Genomic DNA, 25,380 nt, shown 5'->3' with positions numbered 1-25,380 from the left:
TTGGTTTAAAATTAAAACGCATGATAGATTATTAGCTTTATTAAAGCGCAAATCCTCTACACAGTTTATTCTCAGCTAGCCTTATGTTCAAGTCTCAGCTTATCCGCAACCATTGCAATGAATTCAGAATTCGTAGGTTTTGCTTTTGACATGGATACTGTATAACCGAATAAAGACGAAATAGAATCAATATTCCCACGACTCCATGCTACTTCAATTGCGTGACGGATTGCTCGCTCAACACGGCTTGCTGTTGTATTATATTTCTTTGCAATATCTGGGTACAATACTTTTGTAATAGATCCAAGTAATTCGATATCGTTGTACACCATAGAGATTGCTTCCCTTAAGTACATATATCCTTTAATATGAGCAGGCACACCAATTTCATGAATGATACTCGTAATGCTTGCATCTAAGTTTTTCGGCTTTCCATCTATTGTCGTTGCTGAACGGAAAGATGGAAGTGGGCGTTTAATGGTAGCGTTCGCTTTACCGCTTACTTGACGAATATGACTCGTTAAATTCTCCATATCAAATGGTTTTAATATGAAATATGAAGCGCCTAAGTCAACTGCTTTTTTCGTCACATCTTCTTGTCCAAATGCTGTTAACATAATTACGCTAGGCTGTCTTAGCCTTTCAATATGTCGCATTTTCTCTAGTACAGCTAAACCATCTAAATGTGGCATAATAATGTCTAAAACAAGTACATCCGGCTGCTTGTCTTTTAATAAATTCAAACACTCTTGACCATTATAAGCAGTACCGATTACTTCCATATCATCTTGAGCAGCAACATAACTCTCTAGCATTGATACTAATTCTTTATTATCATCCACAAGACATACTTTAATTTTCTCCACAGCTTTTCCTCCCTTACCGAATCGATTCTCCGACATGTGTATCCTTCTAGGCTACATGAATTGTTCGACAATTGTGTGAAAATTCCCTTTTAAAGTTTGTTACTTTCCGATAAAATCACAAAAAAATATGTTTATCGTTCATTTATTCCCTTTCGCAACACATTCCATCATAGAAATACAACGAAACGTTCAACCCTTTTCTTTTATTTTACAACAAAAAACACCTCTTGCGGAGCTTTTACAAAATTTCAACGAATTTTTCAAAAGAAAAGCGAGCTAATTATTAATTAGCTCGCTTTTCTTTCTTGTTCATAAATGTTAATTCCAGCCTCATGTAACATCCATTCAATATGGACACCATATCCTGATGTTGGATCATTTACAAATACATGTGTAACAGCACCAATTACTTTCCCGTTTTGTACAATTGGACTTCCGCTCATCCCTTGTACGATTCCACCCGTTTTTGCTAATAAACGTTTGTCTGTTACTTTTATTACCATGCCCTTTGTCGCCGGAAACTTTTGCGGTACTGTACTAACAATTTCAATATCAAACGATTCCACTTTATCTTGATCAATAACTGTTAATATTTTTGCAGGTCCCTCTTTTACTTGATGAGATAGTGCAATAGGCATTGCTTTATCCATTACGCCATTTGTCATATTTGTATTCAATTTGCCAAAAATACCAAATGGACTATTTATTGTAATATTGCCAATCACTTCACGATCTGGTGAGAATCTCGCTAATTTCTCTCCTGGATTCCCATGACTACCTCTTTCAATTGATGTAACTGTCGAACGCATAATTTGTCCATCTTCGACTTGAATCGGTTTTTTCGTATCGTTATCAGAAATAACATGACCAAGTGCTCCGTATTTCATAGAATCCGGATGAACAAATGTCATTGTTCCGATTCCAGCTGCCGAATCACGAATATATAAACCAATACGATAAGACGATTCTCCACTGTCTTTTTGTGGTGTTAACTTCGTGCGGATATGTTTTCCATCTCTTAACAAAACAAGATTAAGCGGTTCACCTGTTTCACCACTATTATGAATAAATGGTGCTACATCACTCATTCTTTCAATTGTTTTACCATTAATTTCAGTAATCATATCTCCAATTTGCACACCAGCTGTTTCACCAGGAGATACTTTCCCTTTTTCAGTTTGAATTAAATGATGGCCTACAACAAGTACCCCTTTTGTGTTTAACTTTACACCAATTGATTGCCCACCTGGAATAACTTTGAAATCTTTCAATACTTTCACATTTACTTTTTTCACTGGAAAACCAGCAAGTTGAAACACCATATCCGCTTCACCATTTTGATGAGAATTTACCATAAGTCCTTGTTTTTGTTCATTTGAACTTACTGTAAACACATGACGATCTGTAGATGAAGCTTTAAACACTGGTAATGAAGCTATTTCTGATTGTTGTCCTTCAAAAACAACAAGTTGCTTCGGGGATGAAATAAACGTCCGAAGCGGTTTAAAACACCCTATAAAAACTAAAGAAACAAGGAGAAAAATACCTATTATTTTGCGAAATCTTTCTAATTTCAATTTGTTCACTCTCCTCGCTCCTACCCCACATTCAGCCTCTTGGCTTCACTTTTTAATCTCTCCTTGCAGTGCTTTATTTATAACCGGAAGAATTAAGAAATCATCTTTTGAGAAAAAAAGCTATCCATTACTGGATAGCCTCTGCTGTCTGTTTAAAATGATGCGCTTGTGTAAGTAATTCTTTCGCATGTTCTGTCGTTAAATCTGTAATTTCCACACCAGAAATCATTCGAGCGATTTCTGTTACTTTATCCTCCATAGTTAAAACGGTAACTGACGTAATTGTTCGATCATTCGCTACTTGTTTTCGAATAAATAAGTGCGAATCTGCCATTGAAGCGACTTGAGGTAAGTGCGTAATACAAAGTACTTGTGAGTTTACTGATACTCGATAAATTTTTTCCGCAATAGCCTGTGCGACCCGGCCACTTACACCAGTATCCACCTCATCAAAAATAACTGATGCAACACCTTGATGCTTAGAAAAAATGCTTTTTAGAGCTAAAATAATACGAGATAACTCTCCCCCAGAAGCGACCTTTGAAAGTGGTTTTAGCGGCTCACCTGGATTTGTTGAAATATAAAATTCCACATGATCGTATCCATCCGCCGTCAGCCTTACCGGTGCTCCCTCCACAAGAGGCTCTTCAACATTTCCTTCTCGCTTCATGATTCTCACTTCAAATTTTGTTTTTTCCATATATAATTCTTTTAATTCCTGATGAATGGCATTTGTAAGATGCTCTGCAAGCTCATGACGCATATTACTTAACAACGTTGCTTCTTTCAGAATAACACTTTCTAATTCCTTTAACTGCTTCTTCGTCGTTTCAATATGAACGTCTTTATTTTCAATCGTAAAAATTTCTTGTTCAATTTTATCAGCATACGCTAAAATCTCTTCTACAGTATTTCCATATTTTCTCTTTAGCATACGAATTTCATTTAAACGCGTTTCAATTTCATCTAAACGATTCGGATCATATTCCATCATATCGAGCTTTTCTCTTAGCTGATACGCGACTTCTTCTAATAAGTAATAGCTATTTGCAATTGAATCATGATTTTCTTGATACATTTCATCTAAATGTGTAATACTCTCCATTTGTCCCATTGCGCTTCTTATATTATCTAATCCTTGTCCATCAGCGCTTAACGAGCGATATGCATCGCCTAATGCTTTGTAAATTTTTTCGAAATTAGAAATTTGCAATCGTTCTTCAGTTAATTCATTTTCTTCATCCATCTTTAAATCCGCCTTACGGATTTCTTCATGCTGGAATTGAATTAAATCTAAGCGATGCGCCATTTGTTGTTCATTTTCACTTAACGATTTTAACTGTTTCTTTAACTTCTCATAGTCAGCGTATACGTTTTGGTATATACCCAATTGTTTAACAATACGCTCTCCATCAAAATGATCAAGCATAAATAAATGACGCTCTTCATTCATTAGATCTTGCGTTTCGTGCTGCCCATGAATATCAACAAGTGTTTTTCCAATTTCCTTTAATATACTAAGGGTAACCAGTTTTCCATTTACACGACATACACTTTTTCCGTTTGCAGCGATATCACGCTTCAAAATAATCATGCCGTCTTCTATTTCTATATCCAACTCTTCTGCCTTTTCAATACACGGATGCTTATCATCTTCTACATAAAATAGCCCCTCTATCTCAGCTTTTTCTGTTCCGTATCGAACGAATTCCGCTGAACCACGACCACCTACAAGTAAACTAATCGCATCAATAATAATCGATTTTCCGGCTCCTGTTTCCCCACTTAAAACCGTTAATCCTTTTTGAAAAGAAATATTTAATGCCTCAATAATAGCAAAGTTTCTAATCGATAATTCCGATAACAATGCCCCATTCACCTCGTTATAAACTAATCCCCTATTCAGGGCTTTTCTCAGTTCTTTATTCAAATAGTCATACTATATGTTTGTATGTATAAATTACTTTTCTAACCGCTCCATTGTACCAAACATTTGTTTTACGGGTCAATCCACTTATTCCCTAATTTTATTCAAAGAAAATATTATATTACAATTAAGAATTCACGTTTTTAACCAATAAAAATATCCTGTCCACTTTCCACTTTACAGAGGAAAGCAAACAAGATTTTTTTGTTACAGCATATTTAAGAAACGATCAGAGACAACACCTGTATCTTCAGGTGTGCGGCAAATAATTAAGCAAGTATCATCACCACAGATGGTTCCGATGATCTCATCCCACTCTAAATGATCAATAAGTGCCCCAAGTGAATGAGCGTTACCAGGCAATGTTTTTAGCACAAGCATATGTCCTGCCGTGTCTAATTTCACAAATGAATCCACTAGATTGCGTTTTAATTTTTGTAACGGGTTAAATCGTTGATCTGCTGGCAAGCTATATTTATAGCGACCATCATGTAATGGCACTTTCACTAAGTGTAGTTCTTTAATATCGCGCGATACTGTTGCTTGCGTTACATTAAATCCCTCATTACGTAAAATATCAACTAATTCATCTTGTGTTTCAATTTCTTTGTTCGCAATAATTTCCCTGATTTTAATATGGCGCTGACCTTTATTCATACATTTGCACCTCACACTATCTCTTACCATAGTTTAAACATTGGTATACTTCACTTATTTATGTTAACTTATAATTCGTTACTTGTACACAATTGTTTTTACAATCATTATACAATTACAACAAAAAGAGGAACAACATATGTTATTCCCCTTTACCTTTTTGTTTTAGGACATCATGTGCCTCTGTAACTACTTGCTCAACAGAAACCGGAGAATGATTTTCGCCATTCTCGCGCTCACCATGCCATTTCAGATGAATTAAAAATTCAATATTACCATCCCCGCCTGTAATTGGTGAGAATGTTAAACCTTCTACGTCGTATCCTTCTTTTATAGCAAAGTCGACAATCATTTCCACGACAGCTTCATGTACTTTTCGATCACGGACGATACCTTTTCTACCAACTTGCTCTCTTCCAGCTTCAAACTGCGGTTTAATTAACGCTGCTACATCCCCATTCGGCATAAGCATTGTTTTTAAAACCGGCAGTATAAGCTTTAATGATATAAATGACACATCGATACTAGCAAATTGCGGTAAACCACGTTCTAAATCTGCTGGCGTTACGTAACGGAAGTTTGTTCGTTCCATTACGACAACACGCTCATCTTGACGCAATTTCCACGCAAGTTGATTGTATCCTACATCTAATGCATAAGATAATTTCGCTCCATTTTGAAGCGCACAATCGGTAAAGCCACCAGTTGATGAACCAATATCTATCATAACTTTATCTTGTAAATTCAGATGAAATGACTCTAATGCCTTTTCAAGTTTATAACCACCACGGCTTACATACGGCATAACTTGTCCCTTGACCGTAATCTCTGTATCTTGTGGGATTTTCTCTCCTGGCTTATCCAGTCTCATTTCGTTTGCATATACAAGTCCGGCCATAATGGCGCGTTTTGCTTTCTCACGTGTTTCTATAAGCCCTCGCTCTACTAATAGTACATCTACTCTTTCTTTTTTTGCACTCATTTGTTACGCCCTTTTTTGTTTTGATGGAATCATTGTATGAATACGGTCTACAACAGCATCTGTCGTTAAACCAATTTCTTCTAATAATTTTGTTACACTACCGTGCTCTATGAAACGGTCTGGAATACCCATTCGTTCAATTAACGCACTATGGTACCCGTTCTCAGACGCAAATTCAACTACCCCCGTTCCAAAACCACCGATTAAACAAGCTTCTTCAATCGTTAAAATCGGTATATTTTTTCCTAAGAGATCATGTAAATATGCTTCATCCATCGGTTTAATAAAGCGAGCGTTCACTACTTTCACTGAAACCCCAGCCTTTTCAAGACGCTCAGCCGCTTCCATTGCCATTGGTATTGTCGTACCAAATGTTAAAATAGCCGCTTGTGTACCTTCTTTTAACGTTTCCCATGAACCGATTGGAATCGTCTTTAATTCCTCATCCATATGAACACCAAGTCCATTACCACGCGCATAACGTAATGCGATTGGTCCATCTTCATATTGCAACGCCGTATATACTAAATGTTGCCCTTCATTTTCGTCTTTCGGCATCATAAGTACCATATTCGGCAAGTGGCGTAAGAATGAGATATCAAATACACCTTGATGCGTCTCACCATCTGCTCCTACTAAACCAGAACGATCGATTCCGATGAAAACATTTAAATTTTGACGGCATATATCATGCACAACTTGGTCATATGCTCTTTGTAAGAATGTTGAATAAATCGCTAAGAATGGCTTCATACCTTGCGTTGCCATACCTGCTGCCATTGTTGTAGCATGCTGTTCTGCAATACCTACATCAATCATACGATCTGGGAATTCTTTTTGGAATTTCTCAAGTTTCGATCCAACAGGCATTGCAGGTGTAATTGCAACGATACGCTCATCCGTTCTCGCTAATTTAAGTACTGTTTCACTAACAACAGCACTCCATGCTGGTGCAACTTCTTTCGGTTTAACGAAGTCACCTGATTCAATTTTATAAGGTCCTGTTCCATGCCAAGTTCCAATAACATCACTCTCAGCTGGTTTGTAACCTTTTCCTTTTTTCGTAATAACATGAACAAGCACTGGGCCTTTTGTTTTCTTTGCATATTGCAACGTTTCGAATAACTTTTCATAATCGTGCCCATCGACTGGACCTAAATACGTAAAGCCTAACTCTTCGAAAAAGACACCGGATACTAGTAAATATTTAAGACTATCTTTTATTTTCTCTGCTGTTGCAGCAACTTTCCCACCAACTGCCGGGATTTTCTTCAATATATACTCTAATTCGTCTTTTACCCAATGGTATTTTCCTGCGGTACGTAGACGTCCAAGTACATTATGAAGCGCACCAACGTTTGGTGCAATTGACATTTCATTATCATTCAAAATAACAATCATGTCTGTTTTTTCATGTCCAATATGGTTTAATGCCTCTAAAGCCATTCCACCTGTTAAAGCACCATCACCAATGATCGGTATAACATATTCTTTCGTTTTCTTTAAATCACGTGCTAGAGCCATTCCCATCGCAGCAGATAATGATGTCGAGCTATGGCCAGTCTCCCATACATCGTGCTCACTCTCGCAACGTTTTGGGAAACCACATAGACCTTGATATTGCCTTAATGTACCGAACTCTTTTGCACGTCCAGTTAAAATTTTATGTACATAGGATTGATGTCCTACGTCCCATAAAAATTTATCTTTCGGACTATCAAATAATTTATGCAGAGCAATTGTGAGTTCTACTACACCTAAATTAGGTGCAATATGTCCACCTGTTTGAGAGAGCTCTTCAATTAAAAACTTACGAATATCCTCACTCAATCCCTCTAGTTCACTGATAGACATATCTTTCAAAAAACTAGGGTTTTGAATTTGCGTTAGATCCACATGGATCACTCACTTTCATTTCATAATCTGTCAACATGTCAAATATTATAAAAAACATTTACACAAAACAAGAAATTCCCTTTTTTTATTTTTCACCTTGTCCTGCTATTAACCAGTCTATTGCGCCCTAATCCTATTATAAACCATATTTCTTTAGGCGATGAAAAAAATAGCCGCTAACACGAAGTGATAACGGCAATGTAATCTACATATATTTTTGCCAATAACAAGAAAAGAAAAACCTTTTCCTACATTTATATCATAAAATGATGAATGACTCAACAAATGAAAACGCTGTTATATTAGTTATTACGTTTTGCAATCAAATCGCAAATAGATAGTAAATATTCATCTTGTAATTGCAAGGAACCGATAGCATCTTTTGCTTTTGCAATTGTATCTTCTAAAATATCCTTTGCTCTATCTACAGTAAATAACGTCGTATATGTGCTCTTTTCGTTGGAAACATCACTACCAATCGGTTTTCCAATCTCTTCTTCGGTTCCTTCCACATCTAAAATATCATCTCGAATTTGGAAAGCTAGGCCGATATATTTTGCAAACGCAAGTAACTTTTCTTCTTGTTCTTTTGTGGCATCAGAAAGGATTGATCCAGCAAGTACAGCGAATTCAAGTAGTTTCCCAGTCTTATGCTTATGAATATACTCCAACTCATCAATCGTAAGTTGTTTCCCTTCCGCTTCCATATCTGCCACTTGTCCGCCAACCATTCCTTCTGGTCCCGCTGCTTTTGCAAGCTCAAGTACAAGTCTTACCTTTTTCTCAGCAGAGATTTCCTTTTGTTCATATGCCATAATAACTTGAAAAGCATACGTCAACAAACCATCGCCTGCTAAAACTGCCATCGCTTCACCAAATACTTTATGATTTGTGGGCTTCCCTCTTCTTAAATCATCATCATCCATACAAGGTAAATCATCATGAACTAACGAGTATGTATGTATCATTTCAAGAGCACAAGCTGCACCTACTCCAAGATTTCTTTCTTTACCAAACGCTTGTAATGTCGCAAATAAAAGTAACGGGCGGAGACGCTTTCCACCCGCTTCCAAAGAATATGCCATCGCTTCACGAAGTACATTTGGACATTGTAATTCATTTGCATAGCTTACAAGCTTCTCTTCTACGAAAGTTTTACTTTCTTTCAAAAAAGTATCAAAAGCAACAGTCACTATGCTTCATCTCCTAAAGCAGTAAACGGTTCAAGCTCTCCATCTTCCCCAAGAATAACTGCCATTTGTTCTTGTACGTTCTTCAACTTCTCATCACAAAGCTTAGATAATTCCATACCTTCTTTAAAATAAGAAATTGCTTCTTCTAAAGGTACGTCACCTTGCTCTAGCTTAGAAACGAGATGCTCAAGTTGCGAAATTGCCTCTTCAAAGCTTAATTTATTTTCCATTATTCAATTCACGCTCCTCTATGCCTGATACGCTACAATCTAGTATTCCATCTTGTAATTGAACTGAAACAGCATCTCCAAGGCTGACATCTTTCACACTTTTTAACACTTGCTTCTCTTCATCATATACAAGCCCGTACCCTCTCATCATTACTTTAAGCGGACTTAACGCTTCAAGTTTTTGAGCAGCTCTTACAAAGGCAAATTCTTTCGTTTGAAGTAATGTTTGCATTTCACGTTGCAATTGCTTTTGCAAAGTTTCAACCGCTACCTTCGTTTGCATAATCTTTTGAGATGGGTGGTGCTTCTCTAAATAAAATGAAAGCTGTTTTAACTGATTTACCCTTTTGTCAATATAGCGTTCTTTCGCTAAAACAAGCTGTTCTAACGCTCTATCCAATTGCTCTTCTTTTTGCTCATAGACTTGTCTTGGATAACGGAACGCATAAGATTTTTGCAATACTTGTAGTTTTTCTTCTTTTTTATGTACTAACTCTCTCATTGCCCTTTGCAATCTTAGAGTTCTTTGCAATACCTTTTCTTGTAACTCTATAATATTAGGCGCTGCCAGCTCAGCTGCTGCAGTTGGTGTTGGCGCTCGTAAATCGGCAACAAAATCCGCAATTGTAAAGTCTGTTTCATGGCCTACTGCTGAAATAATAGGGATTGCGCTCTTGAAAATGGCCCTTGCAACCATTTCTTCATTAAACGCCCATAATTCCTCAATAGAGCCTCCACCGCGCCCAACGATTAGGACATCTATCTCTTCCATTTCATTCGCTGTACGAATCGCTTGTACAATTGAGGGAGCTGCTGACTCCCCCTGTACAAGTACCGGAAACACAATAACATTTCCAATTGGATAACGACGTTTAATCGTTGTTATAATATCACGAATCGCTGCCCCTGTTGGCGACGTAATCACACCTATTGTTTTCGCATAAGGAGGAATTGTTTTTTTATAAACTTGAGAAAATAATCCTTCTTCCTCTAAACGAACCTTTAATTGTTCGTAAGCTAAATGCAGGTTTCCGATTCCGTCAGGCTGCATGTCTTGAATGTAAATTTGATAAGAACCACTCGCCTCGTAAACAGAGATTTTCCCTTTCACGAGTACCTTCATCCCATTTTCAGGTCTGAATTTAATATTACGATTATGACCCGCAAACATAACCGCTGCGATTCTTGCATTTTCATCTTTCAATGTAAAATACATGTGACCACGGCTATGATTTTTAAAGTTGGAAATTTCACCTTTTAACCAAACAGACTGCAAATGCGGATCATATTCTATTTTTGTTTTTATATAGCGTGTTAACGCTGTAACGGTTAAATATTGTTTCTCCATTTCTCTCTCCTCATAGCCGACTCAAATTATTTACAAACAACACCTGCACGTTTAGCTGATTCAACAGTATTATGAAGGAGCATTGTGATTGTCATTGGACCAACGCCCTTTGGCACAGGTGTAATGTAACCCGCAACATCTAACACGTTGTCAAAGTCAACATCACCACAAAGTTTACCTGTTTCTAAACGGTTTACACCAACATCGATTACAACCGCTCCTTCTTTCATATAATCAGCTGTTACCATCTTAGGTCGTCCAACAGCTACGATTAAAATATCAGCTAGCTTCGTTAACTCTTTCATATTTTGCGTCTTAGAATGACAGTATGTGACAGTTGCATTTTCATTTAAGAACAATTGTCCCACTGGCTTGCCGACAATATTACTTCTTCCGATTACTACAACATGTTTTCCCGAGATATCAAGATTTGTTTCTTTTACTAATTCTACAATACCGTGCGGTGTACATGGAAGGAATGTATCTTGTCCCGTCATCATACGTCCCACGCTGATTGGGTGAAATCCATCTACATCTTTTTCTGGTGAAATTCTTTCAATGATAGCTTTTTCTTCAATATGTTTTGGTAAAGGTAATTGCACTAATATGCCATTTATACGGTCATCGCCATTTAAGCGATCGATTTCAGCAAGCAAACGCTCTTCCGTAATTGTTTCAGGAAGTTCAATTAGCTCTGAATAGATTCCTACTTGTTCACAGCCCTTTTCTTTTCCTTTTACATAAGAACGAGATGCTGGATCTTCTCCAACTAGAATAACTGCTAATCCTGGTACAATCCCTTGCTCTTTCAACTTCACAACTTCTTCTGTTAATTGTGCTCGTTTTTTCTCCGCAACTTCATTTCCTTTGATGATTACTGCTACCATTTTAAGATTCCCCCTTAAAGAAATTACAGTGTATCTTTTATATTAGATAAAACGCCGTTAATAAAACGACGAGATTCCTCATCCCCAAATGTTTTAGCAATTTCAATTGCCTCGTTAATTGTCACGTTGTGTGGAATTTCTTCCATATATTTCATTTCATACACAGCTACACGTAAAATACTGCGATCCACAATACTAATACGCTCTAGCTTCCATTTTTTTAAGTTTTGACGAATCGCTTCATCAATTACTTCTTTATTTTCTACAAAACCTACTACAAGTGATTCTAGAAACTCATTTGTTTCTTCACCTTCATCTAGCGTGTTTTCCACCGCTACTTTCGGTTCTAATTCACCTGTAATATCCATTTGATATAATGCTTGCATCGCTCTTTCTCTAGCCGTCCTACGTTTCATTGTAACTCTCCTTTATGCTTCAAGTCTTTCCTTATGCTTTGTTATATTATTATAATTTATAAGCCGTCAATTCACTTACTCTTACAGTTTTCATTGATTTTCCAACCTTATAATACAATGATAATAACACAATTTATCATTTGACACACGGGTTACAAGGCTGAAAAATAATAAAAAGATTAACTTCAAGTTCCATATCTTATCACAATGTACGTTTTTTGGAAAAACGAAACATTTCCTTTTTAATTTCTTTTTTTTTGAAATAGTATAATAATTAGAGGGTTTTAATTTGTGAAGAAATGAAACGTTAAAAAAGATGCCTATGTTACTAGGCACCTTTTTCATTCTTACACTGGTTCGATTTCTGTTTTTTGTGTTTCGAATGTTACGCCAACGATGTGAACATTCACTTCTTTTGGCTCAAGTCCTGTCATTGTAAAGAGTGCTTGGCGAATGTTGTCTTGAATCTTTTGTGCAACAACTGGAATTGCTACGCCAAAATACATCACAACATAAAGGTCAACGATAATATCTTCGTTTGCTAATTCAACCTTTACACCTTTACCATGATTTTTCTTACCTAACTTCTCAACAACGTCTGTAGCAAAATTACCACGCATTGCCGCTACACCTTCTACCTCAGCAGCTGCAATACCTGCGATTACTTCAATTACTTCTGGTGCAATTTCTACTTTACCAAGAGTTGTATCTTGACCCATATCTAACATATGTTCAGCCATGAAAAAAACCTCCTTTAATGTATCACTGCGTCACAAGTTCATGCTCTTCCAAAAATTTCGTATTAAACTCACCTTTTACAAAATCAGGATGATCTAGCAATTGCAAATGGAACGGGATTGTTGTATGTACGCCTTCAATGACAAACTCACTGAGTGCACGCTTCATTTTTGCAATTGCCTCTTCACGTGTTTTTCCGTGAACAATTAATTTAGCAACCATCGAATCATAGAAAGGTGGGATTGAATATCCCGGATATACAGCTGAATCGACGCGAATACCAAATCCGCCTGGTGGCAAGTACATTTCTACTTTACCTGGAGATGGCATAAATTTTTTGGCAGGGTTTTCCGCATTAATTCGGCATTCAATTGCCCAACCATTAAATTGTACTTCTTCTTGCTGTAACGATAACTTTTCTCCAGAAGCAACACGAATTTGTTCTTTAATTAAATCCATCCCCGTTACCATTTCAGTAACTGGATGCTCAACTTGAATTCTCGTATTCATCTCCATGAAATAAAAGCTTTTCGTTCTATATTCATAAATAAACTCAACCGTACCAGCACCTGTATAATCAACCGCTACCGCCGCTTTAACTGCCGCCTCACCCATCTGCTTGCGAACATTTTCATCAAGTGCAGGTGATGGACTTTCTTCTAATAGTTTTTGCAAGCGGCGCTGAATTGTACAATCACGCTCTCCTAAATGAATGGCATTTCCGTGTGTATCTGCCATTATTTGAATCTCAACATGGCGGAAATCTTCAACGTACTTTTCTAAGTATACACCAGGGTTCCCAAAAGCGGTACTAGCTTCTTGCTGTGTAATTTGAATTCCTTTTACAAGCTCTTCTTCATGGCGCGCAACACGAATACCTTTTCCGCCACCACCAGCAGTCGCTTTAATAATAACTGGATATCCAATTTGATTAGCAAGTTCGATCGCTTCTTCGGTATTTTTAATAATCCCTTGTGAACCTGGTACAATCGGAACCCCTGCTTCTTTCATTGTATCACGAGCAACGTCTTTTGTGCCCATCTTTGAAATAGCTTCTGGACTTGGACCGATAAAAATCAAGTTACATTCACGACATAACTCTGCAAAATCTGCATTTTCTGCTAAAAATCCGTATCCCGGATGAATAGCATCGCAGCCTGTTAACTTCGCAACGCTAATGATGTTCGTCAAATTTAAATAGCTTTCTTTCGAAATCGTTGGTCCTACACAATACGCCTCATCAGCAATTTGTACGTGAAGTGACTCTTTATCTGCTTCTGAATAAATTGCAACTGTTTCAATATCCATTTCTTTACAAGCACGAATAATTCGTACAGCAATTTCCCCACGATTGGCTATTAATACTTTTTTTATCATCACAAAGACTCCCTTATTACGCTTTTACAAGAAATAGCGGTTGTCCATACTCCACAAGCTGTCCATTATTAACAAGAATCTCAACAATTTCGCCATCTACATCAGCATCGATTTCGTTAAATAATTTCATAGCCTCGACAATACATACGATAGAATCTTTCGATACTCTATCCCCTACACTTACATATGCAGGTGTATCAGGCGAAGAAGAAGAATAGAATGTACCTACCATCGGTGATGTAATTTTATGTAGGTTTTCATTTTGAACAGCTTTTTTCTCTTCTTGTTTTGGTACTTCCACTTGTGCTGCCGCTACTGTTGTTTCAACTTCAACAGGTGCTACTGGTTGCACAGCTTGTTTTGCTACAGGTGCTTGCACCGCGACAACTTCATTACCACGCTTTTTCATTTTGATTGTCGTACCATCTTTTTTGTATTCGAATTCATCAATATTAGAGCTATCAATTAATTTAATTAATTCACGAACTTCTTGAATTTTAAACATGTAAAATCCACTCCCATACTCTTGTTTGTCCCGTTTTTACAGATTCTCATCACTAAAACTAGATTGACTGTAAAAATACGATGTACTCTATTAGAAAATGTATTTCATTTACTAATAGAAATAGTTACTATTTCCATCTTACGATAAATTTTTTAAACATTCCAATTTATATTTCTTTATAATAAATCGAAATTCCTGTAAAAATATTATTCCAATAAAAATTTATTACCTAGTAATAATACCAAGTTTCACACAAAATTGGCAAGACCACTTCCTAAAAAACATTCCTTACTTTTTCAAAATGCCACAAAGTAACCATATCATTACCGCTCTATTCTTCACCCCATCTATAGTAAATAATATATTTTTACCAAATATTATTTTTTTGTTTACACGCCGTTCATCATTCCTTCATATAAGAATAGTATGTTCAAAGTGTAGAAAATATATCGTATCGAGGTGTGGACATATGATATGGCTCATTCTCTTCTTACCTGCCGTAATGGTCTGGGCATTCGTTCTCTTCATCCACGTCAAATCTGGAAAAAGTAATCATCGTTACCATGAACCACTAATCTTTTACTCACAACGTATTTCTCCATTCCGAGTTGAGCATAATAAAAGCAACTACAAAGACGAAACAGAAAAAAGCTATCGAAAATGATAGCTTTTTTCTATTATTATTTTCATCTAATATTTTCAAACTATCCAATTCGCAAAAATTAATAATCCGCGGGGGATGTCCACGCGGATTATTAATTTTTATTTTGTTGGTGGATCAAATTTCACACCTACATCTTTTGATCCGCCTTCACTTCTTACAAGCTGTATAATTTTATTCGCTTCTTTTTGTGAATGTTTTGCTGCTTTCACAGTTACTCTAATGTCAGTTCCATCCGCTCTTACAAGAGCATCTTTATACCCACCTTGAGATTTAATTACTGTCTCAAGTAGTTCTTGCTTCGTTTCCATTGTAGTGATTGCATCAAAGTTATCTTTCGCTTTACTCTTTTCTGTTGCTGAAGATTTTGTTGAATTCATCACTTCTTGTAATCTTGCTTTTTGTTCACTTCGCTGATCTTCCATTTGCATACGTAGCGCTGTGAAATTTTCATCACTTGATTGAACTGTTACGTTAGCATCTTTTTTACTTGTTTCTTTGTTTGATGTTTCCTTGTTTGCATTCTCTTTTTTGTCTGTTTCTTTATTTGATGTTTCCTTATTTGTAGTCTCTTTTTTCGGCGTTTCTTTCGGTGCTTCATTTGTTACCGCTTTATCAGTACCTTGTTTTTCTTGTCCAATCTTTTCACCTGTTGCTGGTGATGCTGTATTCATTTTGTCAGGAGTTGTTACGTAATAAACAGATAGTACAACAACTAAACTTAACATCGTTAATAACCAAACCGTTTGTTTTTTTAACACTTTATTTCCTCCCTATCAATTTTTCGGTGATACTGAAACACGATGAGCTGGTACGTCTAGCAGCCGTATGACTGCTTCTTTTACCATCGCTTTAACTTGTATATTATCCACTCCTTTTGCTACGACAAGGACACCTCGCACTTTCGGTTTCTCTGTTCGTAAAACAACGGGAGTTTCTTTATCCCCTTCACGTATAATGACTGTCTTTTCATCAAGAGACTCATCTTCCACTTCTCTTTTACCACCTGTTTTATCTGTTTCACCTGTTGTTTGTGAACGTTTCACAGTATTTTTCTCTAATATTTTTTCTTCTGATGAATCTAAATTCACTTTAATCGTTACATCTTTTACTCCTGCTATTTCTTCTAAAGCTACTTTTAATTCTTGTTCATACGCTTTTTCATATTTTTCTACATTTGACATACTATCGTTATTTTTTTGTCCGAAAGTTGGTACGTCTTTTTCTTGATTTTGCGTTTTTTGTTCTTTAAATACAGGTACTTCTTCTTTTTTACTTGAAAATAAACTACTAGAAAACATAAGCAAAATTCCAAGTATGAGTAGGACAAGTAAAAACTTAGGTGTCACCTTTTTTCCCTTCTCATTGCTTTCTTTTTCATCCCCATTCAATAAGTTTCGAAAAAATGAGAACTTCGAATTTTTATCTTTATTGTCCATTTACTCTACCTGTCCTCCCTTCCATTTGAACTTGGATTTGTTTATTCTCTAGTTGCCACCTGCTTGAAAAGAAATCTTTCATTTCTACATTCGCTTCCTCTACTTTTTTCGGTGGTTCTTTCGTATTAATTTCAACTGGTTTTACTGTTTCGATTGCATCATTTTTACTACGTTCTTTTTCTTTCAACGTCACAACAACAGATTGAATATCTTTCGCTGACTTTACTTCCGCTGTGCTTTCCGCTGCGACTATTTGTATTTCAGAGACTGTCATACCATACTGTTTCTCAAACTCTTTTCCTACTTCTTTTTTCATTTTGGTAGCCATCTCTTCTAAACTATATGCACGTGTTAGAGCTTGTATTTCTTTTTTCTTCGAATCTATTGAATTTTTTACAGATCCTTCTGCTACGTACTTTTCTTCATTAAAATTTGCGATTACTTCATTTACATCTGTTTGCAATAGTTTAAATAGGGGCGTTAAGATTAAAACTACTAATAATAGACTTACAACGAATTTAACGTACTTTTGCAAATTAGAATTTGGAAGAATAAGATGAAGCATTGTCGCTAAGAGTAAAAAAACGATAATATTTCGAATCCACTCTGTAACAAATTGCATACCCTTCACCTCCTACCGCATCATAAGTGTAATATTCCCCGCAGCAATAATAATGGTGATACTTAAAAAGAACATAAACGATACGATGGCTAAGCAAGCGAATACATAAATGATGCTCCGGCCAATGATATCTAAACATTGAATAATTGCTCCGCTGCCAACTGGTTGCAATACTGCTGCTGCGAACTTATAAATAAATGCGATGCAAAAAATTTGAATCGCTGGAAAAGCGACAATTAAGCATAGAATGACGAGCCCGATAATTCCAACTGTATTTTTTAATAATCCCGATGCACTAATAACGGTATCCGCCGCCTCGGTAAACATTCTGCCTACTACGGGAATAAAGTTCCCTGTTACAAATTTAGCTGTTTTCACAGCGATTCCATCAGCAACAGCTGTCGCTGTTCCTTGTACAGATAATACCCCTAAAAAAATCGTTAAAAAGATACCTATAATCCCAACGCTAACGTTTTGCAGAAGCTTGGACAATTTCGTAACTTTATATTGATCGCTCATCGTACTTACAATGCTTAATATCGTTGCAAGTAATAAAAGTGGTAGAACGATATAATTCATCAAAAGCCCACTCGTATTCATTAAGAAGATGATAATCGGATGAAAAAACGATACAGATACAACACCGCCTCCTGTCGCTATGAGTGCAAGCAAGATTGGCAATAAAGCTAATATGAAATCTACCATTGTTTGTATCGTTTCTCTTGCATATGTCATGACGACATAAAAGCTGTTTAAAGCGAAAATAATCAGTACCATATATACAACTGCATCGGCGATTTTGCTTACACTACTCTTTGAAAATGCAGATTGTAGTGATTGCAACAATGCACTAAAAATTGTGAGCATAATAAGCGTTCCAAGTAGCTTCCCATTTGCAACAAGTTCGTGAAATAAATATTTTAATAAACCGAGCATCCACTCTTTTATAGAAATTTCTTTTTCTCCCTTTACAAACTCCATAAAACTACCTTTTTGACTCTCTGGTAAGTAACCTCCATATTTTGTAACAAGCCCGTCCCAAAATTGCTTCACATCTTCAATTCCGAGCTTATCCAATTGTTGATCAACGACGTTTGTTTCTACAGGAGAAGCTTGTACAACAACCGGTAAAGAAAAGAAAAGGAAGCAAGCAAATAGCAGCTTAGCTCCAAAGCCCCTCAACATTCACTCCCCCTTATCCCGTCGGTAAAAATCCGAGAATAGTTTCAATTACAACCGTCAAAATAGGAATCGCCATGACGAGAATTAAAATCTTTCCAGCTAATTCAATTTTTGAAGCAATTGCACCTTGTCCGGCATCCTTTGTAATTTGCGCTCCAAACTCAGCAATATAAGCAATCCCAATAATTTTTAGCAACGTTTCTACATATACGTTGCTAACTTTCGCTTCACTCGCTACTCTCTCAATCATTTGTAAAATAGCGTGAATTTGATCAATTAAAATAAGAAACATCACGCTACCTACAAACACAATAAATAATGACGTAATGCTAGATTTATGCTGATTCAATACAGCTGCTAAAAACGTAGCAACGAGGCCCAATCCGACAATTTGTATAATTTCGATGCGAACCGCCCCCTTTACTGGAAGAGAAAGACACTTTTAATCTTGTCGAATAACGTATTAATTAAAAATGCGACGTGAAATAAAATAACGACAAAACCGACGAGGATAACCCAATTTGCAATATCCTCACGCTTTAATTCTTTTAGTACGGTATGAATGAAAGCTAAAACAATGCCGATTCCGGCGATTTGAAATATTAATCCAACATCAATGGACATCGCCTTTCTCCCTCCTATAGCAGTAAAATTACGATAAGTAGCCCTGCTAGTACCCCTAAGCTCTTAATCATTTTTTCATATTGTAGTTGTAATGCTTTCGCTTCTTCTTCTTCTCTCTCTAAGTGTGTAATACATAAGCGAATATGTTTTTGTTGTGATTCACGATCATGTTGTCCGAGTGTTTCACCAAATTGCTGCAAAATCTCATACTCAGTTTGTTGAAATGCTGTTAGCTTCCAATTTTCTTTCAAACTATCTATCCAAGCTTCTCTTACTGTTTGTTCTCCACTTTCTAGCCTTCTGGCGAAACTTTGAAATATCCAATTTAACGGCTTCGGCATTTGTTTCACTAATCGCTCAGCAGCTTCAGACAAAGGTGTATGCCCATACATAATTTCTGCCTCTAATGATTGAAGCGCAGCTTTTAATAATCTAAGTTGCCTCGGTCTCTCACTATATCTTTTAGCGTATGAAAACCCGAAAAAGGTGCTGACCGCAACGATTAACACTGCACCAAATATTTTCACCATACGCCCTCAGCCTTTCTATAAGGTAATACCGATTTTCCATTCTTATCTTTCACCTGCATAACTGTTCCTGGCCCTCTTGCTTTTGATAGCTCCACAAACCTATCAAATATGCCGAGCTCCAGCACCGCCTTTAGTGATGGACGTTTCACAACATCATCATAAGAAAATCCATGTGCACTTATAAAAAGCTGAACCCCAGCATGCACCGCTTCCATAATTGCTTCACTATCTTCTTTACGTCCGATTTCATCTACGATCAAAATATCTGGACTCATAGAACGAATCATCATCATCATTCCTTCAGCTTTTGGACATGCGTCTAACACATCTACTCTTGTGCCAAAGTCATATTGCGGAATGCCTTTCACACAACCAGCAATCTCTGACCGCTCATCAACAATCCCCACTTTACAAGAAGGAATTTTCGAATCACTCACCCCTTGACTCATACAACGTGCTACGTCTCTTAAAAGTGTTGTTTTCCCCGTTTGCGGCGGGCCAATTACCATCGTATTTAACCACCGTGATTCATACAAATACGGCAAAAGTGGTTCTGCAATTCCAATTTTTTGACGAGCGATACGAATATTAAAGGAAGAGACATCTCGAATCATTTTCACTGAGCTTTTTTCTGTAATGACTTTTCCTGCTAAGCCGATTCTATGCCCACCTCGAAGTGTCACATACCCACGCTTTAATTCCTCTTCCATCGTATAAATTGAGAATTGACTTAACTTATTCAATAAGTAAATCGCATCCTCTGCTGTAACGACATAGTCATAAAAAAACACTTTGCCATGAGCAATACACTCTAGCGGTCTTCCAATTCGAACACGGATTTCCTCTAGAGCATCGCAGCACTTACAACTTTCCACTAATTGCTTCATCGTTTTCGGTAAAACTTCTAATACTTCTTTCATCAGCTTCTCCCCACTATACCTGGCTTACTTATTTCAACAACGCGATAAAAATGCAGCCAATTCCAAGCGCTAGAAAAAAGAGTTTCAAGAAAGAAATCTCACTTGCCACACTCGCTATGCCTATTGTCATTGTTAAAATTAATACGGTCGGTCCAACAAACGCCAACATACCATTTATAAACAATGCTTTCTTCGCATCATTCACATAGAGCATAAGCAAAGCGGCGAATATTTCCGCGCTACCTGAAAACAACCGAAGTAGCCCCATTACAAGCACAGATGTTTCCATTGCCGCTAGCCACTGTTTCATTCTCCCACCTTCTCCCATAACGGTTACTAGTGCTATATGCTAAAAAAGAATATATTTGTACAACCATATGCAGGGGTTGTCTATTTCAGAAGTAAAAACATAATTTTTCTCTATCGTCTTCTTTAAATCTGAATATTCGTATTATTTTATGGATTATTATGGTATATTTGATAAATATGTGGAATGTAGACGATGCAGCATGAGGGACAGAACTAAAGTCATCTCGCGTACTATTTTATCGCGCCATTTTTAAAATTAGCTATATGTGCAAAATGAGGGGGAAAATATGAAGATATTAAAAATTAGTTTAATAGTCGTAGTAGAATTAGCTCTTATTTATCTTTTTTCAATATTGGTCGGTTGGTCATTTATGGATACCTTTTTCCTTGGTAGTTTAGCGATATTTGCAATTACTTGGCTACTTATTATGAGTAATCATAGAAACAACATTACAGATCATGCAATCAGTAAAACACTGACTGGTGTTGAGACTGGCGAGATAAAACCATTTCAAATTGTTTTGACTCCGTACATTATGGGTACCCTTTCACTTGTTTTAGTTAGTTTTGTTATAACGGCTATTTATTATCTACCCTATTTCCTATAAAAAAAGCACTCGTGATAATCACGAGTGCTTTTCTACTATGCACGAGAAACGTATTTACCTTCACCAGTGTTGATGATAAGCATTTCGCCTTCGTTAATGAAGATTGGTACTTGTACAACAAGTCCAGTTTCTAATGTAGCTGGTTTTGTTACGTTAGAAGCTGTATCTCCTTTAATACCTGGCTCTGTTTCTGTAACTTGTAATTCAACTGTGTTTGGAAGTTCAACGCCAAGTACTTCATCTTGGTATGTCATAATAGATACTTCCATGTTTTCTTTTAGGAATTTAAGTTCGCGCTCGATTTGTTTTTCACCAAGTTCGATTTGCTCGTAAGTTCCGTTATCCATAAATACGTGAGACTCACCGCTCGCGTATAAGTATTGCATACGGCGGTTTTCGATGTGTGCTTTTTCTACTTTTTCACCTGCACGGAATGTTTTCTCTTGAACAGATCCTGTGCGAAGGTTACGTAGTTTAGAGCGAACGAATGCAGCACCTTTACCTGGCTTTACGTGTTGGAAATCCATTACTTGCCAAAGGCTATTATCCACTGAAATTGTTAAACCTGTACGAAAATCGTTTACTGAAATCATGTAAAAAAATCCTCCTGTGTATTACAAAATAATAAGTTCTTTTGGTGATTTCGTAATTACTTCATTACCTTCACTTGTTACAATGATATCATCTTCAATACGTACGCCGCCAATACCTGGAATATAAATACCTGGTTCTACTGTTACAGCCATTCCTGGTTCAAGTACTGTATCAGAACGGAAAGCCAAACCTGGTGCTTCATGGATTTCAAGACCGATTCCATGACCAGTAGAGTGTCCGAAGTATTCACCATATCCTTTTTCCGTTATGTAATCGCGCGTTAACGCATCCGCCACGCGGCCTGTTAAACCAGCTTTAATACCGTTCACACCACGTAGTTGTGCTTCTAAAACGATATTATAAATTTCTTTCAATTTATCAGATGGTTCACCAACTGCAATCGTACGAGTAATATCAGAGCAATATCCTTTGTAATAAGCGCCGAAGTCTAATGTAACGAAATCTCCTGTTTCTATCACTTTTTCAGATGCCACGCCGTGCGGTAATGCCGAACGAAGACCTGAAGCAACGATAATATCAAACGAAGAAGATGTTGCTCCTTGTTTTCTCATGAAAAATTCAAGTTCATTTGACACTTCAATTTCAGATACTCCCGGGCGAATGAATGATAGAATATGTTCAAAGGCAGCATCTGCAATCTGTGCAGCTTCCTTTAATATCTTAATCTCTGAATCAGTCTTTATCAAGCGTAACTTTTCTACAAGCCCAGAAGTTGGGATAAATTCAGCATCGATCGCTTCTTTATGAACTGAATAAGAACTATATGTAAGAGTATCTTGCTCAAAGCCAAGCTTTTGAATTCCTAGTTCCTTCACTTGCTTTGCAACTTCATCGATAATTAATCCTGCATGCTGTACAATCTCATATCCAACAGCTTGTTTAGTAGCCTGCTCTACGTAACGGAAGTCTGTAATAAATTGAGCACGATTTTTGGAAATCAGTACAACACCAGCTGTTCCTGTAAAGTTAGCCATATATCTACGACTATGTTCATTTGTTAACAAAATACCATCAATACCAGCCTCATCAAATGCACTTCTTAATCTTTCGATTTTCTCCATTACTTTATGCCTCCCTCAATTTCTCCATTAATGCAAATAACGCTAACTTATAGCCATAAAAACCAAATCCAACAATTTGTCCCGCACAAACAGCTGCTGTCACAGATTCGTGACGGAACGACTCACGCTGATGAATGTTAGAAATATGTACTTCAATAACAGGAATCGAAATGCTCGCAATTGCATCTCGAATCGCATAGCTATAATGCGTAAATGCTCCAGGATTTAAAATGATCCCTTCATATATATCTTCCGCCTCATGAATGCGATCGATAATCGCACCCTCATGATTCGATTGGAAACATTCTAACTCCACTCCCATTGTTGCTGCTTCTTGCTTCATATCTGCTTCAAGTGTCGCTAGCGTGCCCTTTCCATATACATTTACCTCCCTGACACCGAGGCGATTTAGGTTAGGACCGTTTACGAGGAGTACCTTTTTCATATGCTTAAAACTCCTTAATATTAAATGTCTATACAACATTTTAACATAGGAGTTACTTATTTGAATAGTTTGTCTTCTCTTCCCCTTCTCGCTCGGCCTTATTCGTATTTACTGCGTAAGAAACAGAGTACGCTATAAATACACCATACAATATAAAAACGCATATCGTCGTCACAAGTGTTTCTTTCGGTAAATGGAGTGCACTTTTAATAGCAGGCGCTAGTAACCCCATTCCGAAAAATAGTAACGCCCACCAAAATAAACCGTAAATCATCCCTGGAAGAATTCCTTCAAACTTCGCCAAAAAGGCTTTATACAAAAAGGCAATTAAAATCGAAAGTAGTCCCATACAAACAATTCCTGACACATTGCCCCATACCCCTTCTTTCCAACTTCCAAAGGCAAATGGTAAAAGTAAATAGTTCGGTCCCGCTTCCGTAAATGAAAATATATGAAGGAAATACCATATTCCCCCCCAAAAGATTCCACCAAATAAACCAATTTGCACAAAATTCCTTGTTCCTAATTGTTCTTGACTCACATCGACACCTCCGCTCAATAGTATGCCCGAAACTATTTTGAACCATGTTTAAATACTGCGAAATTTGTCTATAAAAAGAATAAGAAATGTCCGACTCTCGTAACATTTTCCCTTGTCATATACTTGTATTTGTCGATAAAATAAAGGAAACTCGGTGATTGTCTTATTTCAAAATGACAGAACCCAGTATGACAATTGCCTCTTTTTCTACATAAGAGAGAAACAAATACAGGTTGGTGTTAACATGGCAGAAGGGTCAAAACAAATATATGGCGGGCAAGCAGTCATAGAAGGAGTTATGTTTGGCGGTAGAGAATATACTGTTACAGCGGTTCGTCGTAAAGATAAATCGATTGAATTTTATCGATTACCACGCGTTCGTAATAAAGCATTATCTATCCTGAAAAAAATTCCATTTTTACGAGGGATTGCCGCTATTGTGGATGCAAGTGCGAACGGAGCAAAACATTTAAACTTTGCTTCAGAACGATTTGATGTCCATCCAGAAGAAGACGAACAAATTGCAAATAAAAAAGAAGAACAATCGAAATTAACGATGGTATTAGGAGTTGCAGCAGTTGGTGTTTTATCTTTCATATTTGGTAAAGTCATTTTCACAGCAGTTCCTGCACTACTAGCTGAATTAACGAGACCAATTTTCCCCTCTCATACAGGGCAAATCATTGTCGAAAGTGTCATTAAGCTCATGCTATTATTGAGCTATATATACTTTATTTCTTTAACCCCACTTATTAAGCGGGTATTTCAGTACCATGGTGCGGAGCATAAAGTAATTAATGCTTATGAGAATAATCTTCCGATGACTGTAGAAAATGTTCAAAAACAAACTCGCCTTCATTATCGTTGTGGCAGTAGTTTTATTATATTTACAGTCATTATTGGAATGTTTGTTTACTTCCTTGTCCCTACAGATCCACTTTGGGCCAGAGTCGTAAACCGAATTTTATTAATTCCAGTCGTTCTCGGCATTTCTTTTGAAGTGTTACAATTTACGAATCGATTACGCGACATTCCAGTATTACGCATACTTGGATATCCCGGATTATGGCTGCAACTGTTAACAACGAAAGAACCAACAGATGATCAAGTAGAAGTAGCCATTGCATCGTTTGAAGAATTATTACGTTTAGAAAACAAACAATAATTATTTAAAAATGGTGTTCAACTCCTTTCCTCATCGTTAATATACTATTTTTAATATAT

General features: G+C 36.8%; 30 protein-coding genes. 3 read left to right on the top strand and 27 right to left on the bottom strand.

What is annotated here, in order from left to right:
- Window positions 1-71 precede the first annotated feature (71 nt).
- The 14 genes from spo0A to accB all read right to left on the bottom strand — a co-directional run bounded on the left by spo0A (window position 72) and on the right by accB (window position 14,599).
- Window positions 72-866 carry a sporulation transcription factor Spo0A gene (spo0A, locus tag VF726_RS09725; protein WP_033686380.1) on the bottom strand — a complete coding sequence of 265 codons (795 nt, stop codon included), beginning with the start codon at window positions 864-866 and terminating at the stop codon, window positions 72-74.
- Between the two features lie 287 nt (window positions 867-1,153).
- Window positions 1,154-2,452, bottom strand: a complete 1,299-nt coding sequence (gene spoIVB, locus VF726_RS09720) for a SpoIVB peptidase (RefSeq protein ID WP_440167676.1) — start codon at window positions 2,450-2,452, stop codon at window positions 1,154-1,156.
- A gap of 118 nt (window positions 2,453-2,570) precedes the next feature.
- Window positions 2,571-4,310 carry a DNA repair protein RecN gene (recN, locus tag VF726_RS09715; RefSeq protein ID WP_440167674.1) on the bottom strand — a complete coding sequence of 580 codons (1,740 nt, stop codon included), beginning with the start codon at window positions 4,308-4,310 and terminating at the stop codon, window positions 2,571-2,573.
- A gap of 267 nt (window positions 4,311-4,577) precedes the next feature.
- Window positions 4,578-5,027: an arginine repressor ArgR gene (gene argR, locus VF726_RS09710; protein ID WP_001032581.1), complete on the bottom strand. Its 450-nt coding sequence runs from the start codon at window positions 5,025-5,027 to the stop codon at window positions 4,578-4,580.
- A 142-nt stretch (window positions 5,028-5,169) separates the two neighbouring features.
- Window positions 5,170-6,009 carry a TlyA family RNA methyltransferase gene (locus VF726_RS09705; RefSeq protein ID WP_166701846.1) on the bottom strand — a complete coding sequence of 280 codons (840 nt, stop codon included), beginning with the start codon at window positions 6,007-6,009 and terminating at the stop codon, window positions 5,170-5,172.
- A gap of 3 nt (window positions 6,010-6,012) precedes the next feature.
- Window positions 6,013-7,905: a 1-deoxy-D-xylulose-5-phosphate synthase gene (gene dxs / locus VF726_RS09700; RefSeq protein WP_440167671.1), complete on the bottom strand. Its 1,893-nt coding sequence runs from the start codon at window positions 7,903-7,905 to the stop codon at window positions 6,013-6,015.
- A gap of 302 nt (window positions 7,906-8,207) precedes the next feature.
- Entirely contained in the window at window positions 8,208-9,098 is an 891-nt protein-coding gene (gene ispA, locus VF726_RS09695; RefSeq protein ID WP_429599985.1) for a (2E,6E)-farnesyl diphosphate synthase, read from the bottom strand.
- The gene (xseB, locus tag VF726_RS09690) at window positions 9,098-9,328 is read right to left on the bottom strand and encodes an exodeoxyribonuclease VII small subunit (RefSeq protein ID WP_000428423.1); all 231 of its coding nucleotides are present in this window, start codon (window positions 9,326-9,328) and stop codon (window positions 9,098-9,100) included. The genes ispA and xseB overlap by 1 nt, the downstream gene beginning before the upstream one ends.
- Entirely contained in the window at window positions 9,318-10,676 is a 1,359-nt protein-coding gene (xseA, locus tag VF726_RS09685) for an exodeoxyribonuclease VII large subunit (protein ID WP_440167667.1), read from the bottom strand. The genes xseB and xseA overlap by 11 nt, the downstream gene beginning before the upstream one ends.
- 26 nt (window positions 10,677-10,702) lie before the next feature.
- On the bottom strand, window positions 10,703-11,563 hold the full coding sequence (gene folD / locus VF726_RS09680; protein ID WP_000226737.1) for a bifunctional methylenetetrahydrofolate dehydrogenase/methenyltetrahydrofolate cyclohydrolase FolD: 861 nt from the start codon (window positions 11,561-11,563) through the stop codon (window positions 10,703-10,705).
- A 23-nt stretch (window positions 11,564-11,586) separates the two neighbouring features.
- A complete protein-coding gene (nusB, locus tag VF726_RS09675; protein WP_000830249.1) occupies window positions 11,587-11,979 on the bottom strand; it encodes a N utilization substance protein NusB in 393 nt (130 codons plus the stop codon).
- Between the two features lie 347 nt (window positions 11,980-12,326).
- A complete protein-coding gene (locus VF726_RS09670; protein WP_000807630.1) occupies window positions 12,327-12,719 on the bottom strand; it encodes an Asp23/Gls24 family envelope stress response protein in 393 nt (130 codons plus the stop codon).
- 22 nt (window positions 12,720-12,741) lie between these two features.
- Complete coding sequence (gene accC, locus VF726_RS09665) at window positions 12,742-14,094, bottom strand: acetyl-CoA carboxylase biotin carboxylase subunit (protein ID WP_061677463.1); 1,353 nt, start codon at window positions 14,092-14,094, stop codon at window positions 12,742-12,744.
- A gap of 16 nt (window positions 14,095-14,110) precedes the next feature.
- Window positions 14,111-14,599, bottom strand: a complete 489-nt coding sequence (gene accB, locus VF726_RS09660) for an acetyl-CoA carboxylase biotin carboxyl carrier protein (protein ID WP_048531065.1) — start codon at window positions 14,597-14,599, stop codon at window positions 14,111-14,113.
- 469 nt (window positions 14,600-15,068) lie between these two features.
- Between accB and VF726_RS09655 the strand changes: the two genes are divergently transcribed.
- A complete protein-coding gene (locus VF726_RS09655) occupies window positions 15,069-15,263 on the top strand; it encodes a hypothetical protein (RefSeq protein WP_048531067.1) in 195 nt (64 codons plus the stop codon).
- A gap of 98 nt (window positions 15,264-15,361) precedes the next feature.
- Here the strand turns inward: VF726_RS09655 and VF726_RS09650 are convergent, their stop codons facing one another.
- Genes VF726_RS09650 through VF726_RS09610 form a run of 9 tightly spaced genes read right to left on the bottom strand, consistent with a single transcriptional unit; the run spans window position 15,362 to window position 20,887 of the window.
- Window positions 15,362-16,021: a SpoIIIAH-like family protein gene (locus VF726_RS09650; RefSeq protein ID WP_440167662.1), complete on the bottom strand. Its 660-nt coding sequence runs from the start codon at window positions 16,019-16,021 to the stop codon at window positions 15,362-15,364.
- Window positions 16,022-16,036: 15 nt separating this feature from the next.
- Window positions 16,037-16,699, bottom strand: coding sequence for a stage III sporulation protein AG (gene spoIIIAG, locus VF726_RS09645; RefSeq protein ID WP_440167660.1), 663 nt, complete (start codon window positions 16,697-16,699; stop codon window positions 16,037-16,039).
- The gene (spoIIIAF, locus tag VF726_RS09640; RefSeq protein WP_048531074.1) at window positions 16,689-17,321 is read right to left on the bottom strand and encodes a stage III sporulation protein AF; all 633 of its coding nucleotides are present in this window, start codon (window positions 17,319-17,321) and stop codon (window positions 16,689-16,691) included. Before spoIIIAF ends, spoIIIAG begins: the two co-directional genes overlap by 11 nt.
- A gap of 12 nt (window positions 17,322-17,333) precedes the next feature.
- Window positions 17,334-18,506: a stage III sporulation protein AE gene (gene spoIIIAE / locus VF726_RS09635; protein ID WP_000943696.1), complete on the bottom strand. Its 1,173-nt coding sequence runs from the start codon at window positions 18,504-18,506 to the stop codon at window positions 17,334-17,336.
- A gap of 10 nt (window positions 18,507-18,516) precedes the next feature.
- On the bottom strand, window positions 18,517-18,900 hold the full coding sequence (gene spoIIIAD / locus VF726_RS09630) for a stage III sporulation protein AD (RefSeq protein WP_079245909.1): 384 nt from the start codon (window positions 18,898-18,900) through the stop codon (window positions 18,517-18,519).
- Between the two features lie 23 nt (window positions 18,901-18,923).
- Window positions 18,924-19,127, bottom strand: a complete 204-nt coding sequence (gene spoIIIAC, locus VF726_RS09625) for a stage III sporulation protein AC (protein ID WP_000020914.1) — start codon at window positions 19,125-19,127, stop codon at window positions 18,924-18,926.
- 14 nt (window positions 19,128-19,141) lie between these two features.
- The gene (gene spoIIIAB, locus VF726_RS09620; RefSeq protein WP_016086319.1) at window positions 19,142-19,657 is read right to left on the bottom strand and encodes a stage III sporulation protein SpoIIIAB; all 516 of its coding nucleotides are present in this window, start codon (window positions 19,655-19,657) and stop codon (window positions 19,142-19,144) included.
- Window positions 19,651-20,577, bottom strand: coding sequence for a stage III sporulation protein AA (gene spoIIIAA, locus VF726_RS09615; protein ID WP_440167655.1), 927 nt, complete (start codon window positions 20,575-20,577; stop codon window positions 19,651-19,653). Before spoIIIAA ends, spoIIIAB begins: the two co-directional genes overlap by 7 nt.
- Before the next feature lie 28 nt (window positions 20,578-20,605).
- A complete protein-coding gene (locus VF726_RS09610) occupies window positions 20,606-20,887 on the bottom strand; it encodes a YqhV family protein (RefSeq protein ID WP_000816054.1) in 282 nt (93 codons plus the stop codon).
- Between the two features lie 286 nt (window positions 20,888-21,173).
- Here VF726_RS09610 and VF726_RS09605 point away from each other — a divergent pair, with 286 nt between their 5' ends.
- Entirely contained in the window at window positions 21,174-21,494 is a 321-nt protein-coding gene (locus VF726_RS09605) for a hypothetical protein (RefSeq protein ID WP_440167652.1), read from the top strand.
- A 35-nt stretch (window positions 21,495-21,529) separates the two neighbouring features.
- On the opposite strand, the gene efp is transcribed toward VF726_RS09605, so the two are convergent.
- From efp to VF726_RS09585, 4 genes are read right to left on the bottom strand one after another with little or no spacing between them, the layout of a single operon-like run.
- Window positions 21,530-22,087, bottom strand: coding sequence for an elongation factor P (efp, locus tag VF726_RS09600; protein WP_242256067.1), 558 nt, complete (start codon window positions 22,085-22,087; stop codon window positions 21,530-21,532).
- A gap of 21 nt (window positions 22,088-22,108) precedes the next feature.
- Window positions 22,109-23,170 (bottom strand): Xaa-Pro dipeptidase, encoded by a 1,062-nt coding sequence (gene pepQ, locus VF726_RS09595; RefSeq protein ID WP_440167650.1) that lies wholly within the window; start codon window positions 23,168-23,170, stop codon window positions 22,109-22,111.
- A 4-nt stretch (window positions 23,171-23,174) separates the two neighbouring features.
- A complete protein-coding gene (aroQ, locus tag VF726_RS09590) occupies window positions 23,175-23,615 on the bottom strand; it encodes a type II 3-dehydroquinate dehydratase (protein WP_440167648.1) in 441 nt (146 codons plus the stop codon).
- Between the two features lie 52 nt (window positions 23,616-23,667).
- Complete coding sequence (locus VF726_RS09585; protein ID WP_440167646.1) at window positions 23,668-24,156, bottom strand: YqhR family membrane protein; 489 nt, start codon at window positions 24,154-24,156, stop codon at window positions 23,668-23,670.
- Between the two features lie 244 nt (window positions 24,157-24,400).
- Between VF726_RS09585 and VF726_RS09580 the strand changes: the two genes are divergently transcribed.
- Window positions 24,401-25,321, top strand: coding sequence for a DUF1385 domain-containing protein (locus VF726_RS09580; RefSeq protein ID WP_440167644.1), 921 nt, complete (start codon window positions 24,401-24,403; stop codon window positions 25,319-25,321).
- The last annotated feature ends 59 nt before the right edge of the window (window positions 25,322-25,380 follow it).

The organism is Bacillus sp. Brlt_9, from assembly GCF_051948935.1.
In the GTDB taxonomy this organism is placed as follows: Bacteria; Bacillota; Bacilli; order Bacillales; family Bacillaceae_G; genus Bacillus_A.
Note: the sequence above shows the minus strand (reverse complement) of the source record. Positions and strands in the feature narration are given on the sequence as shown.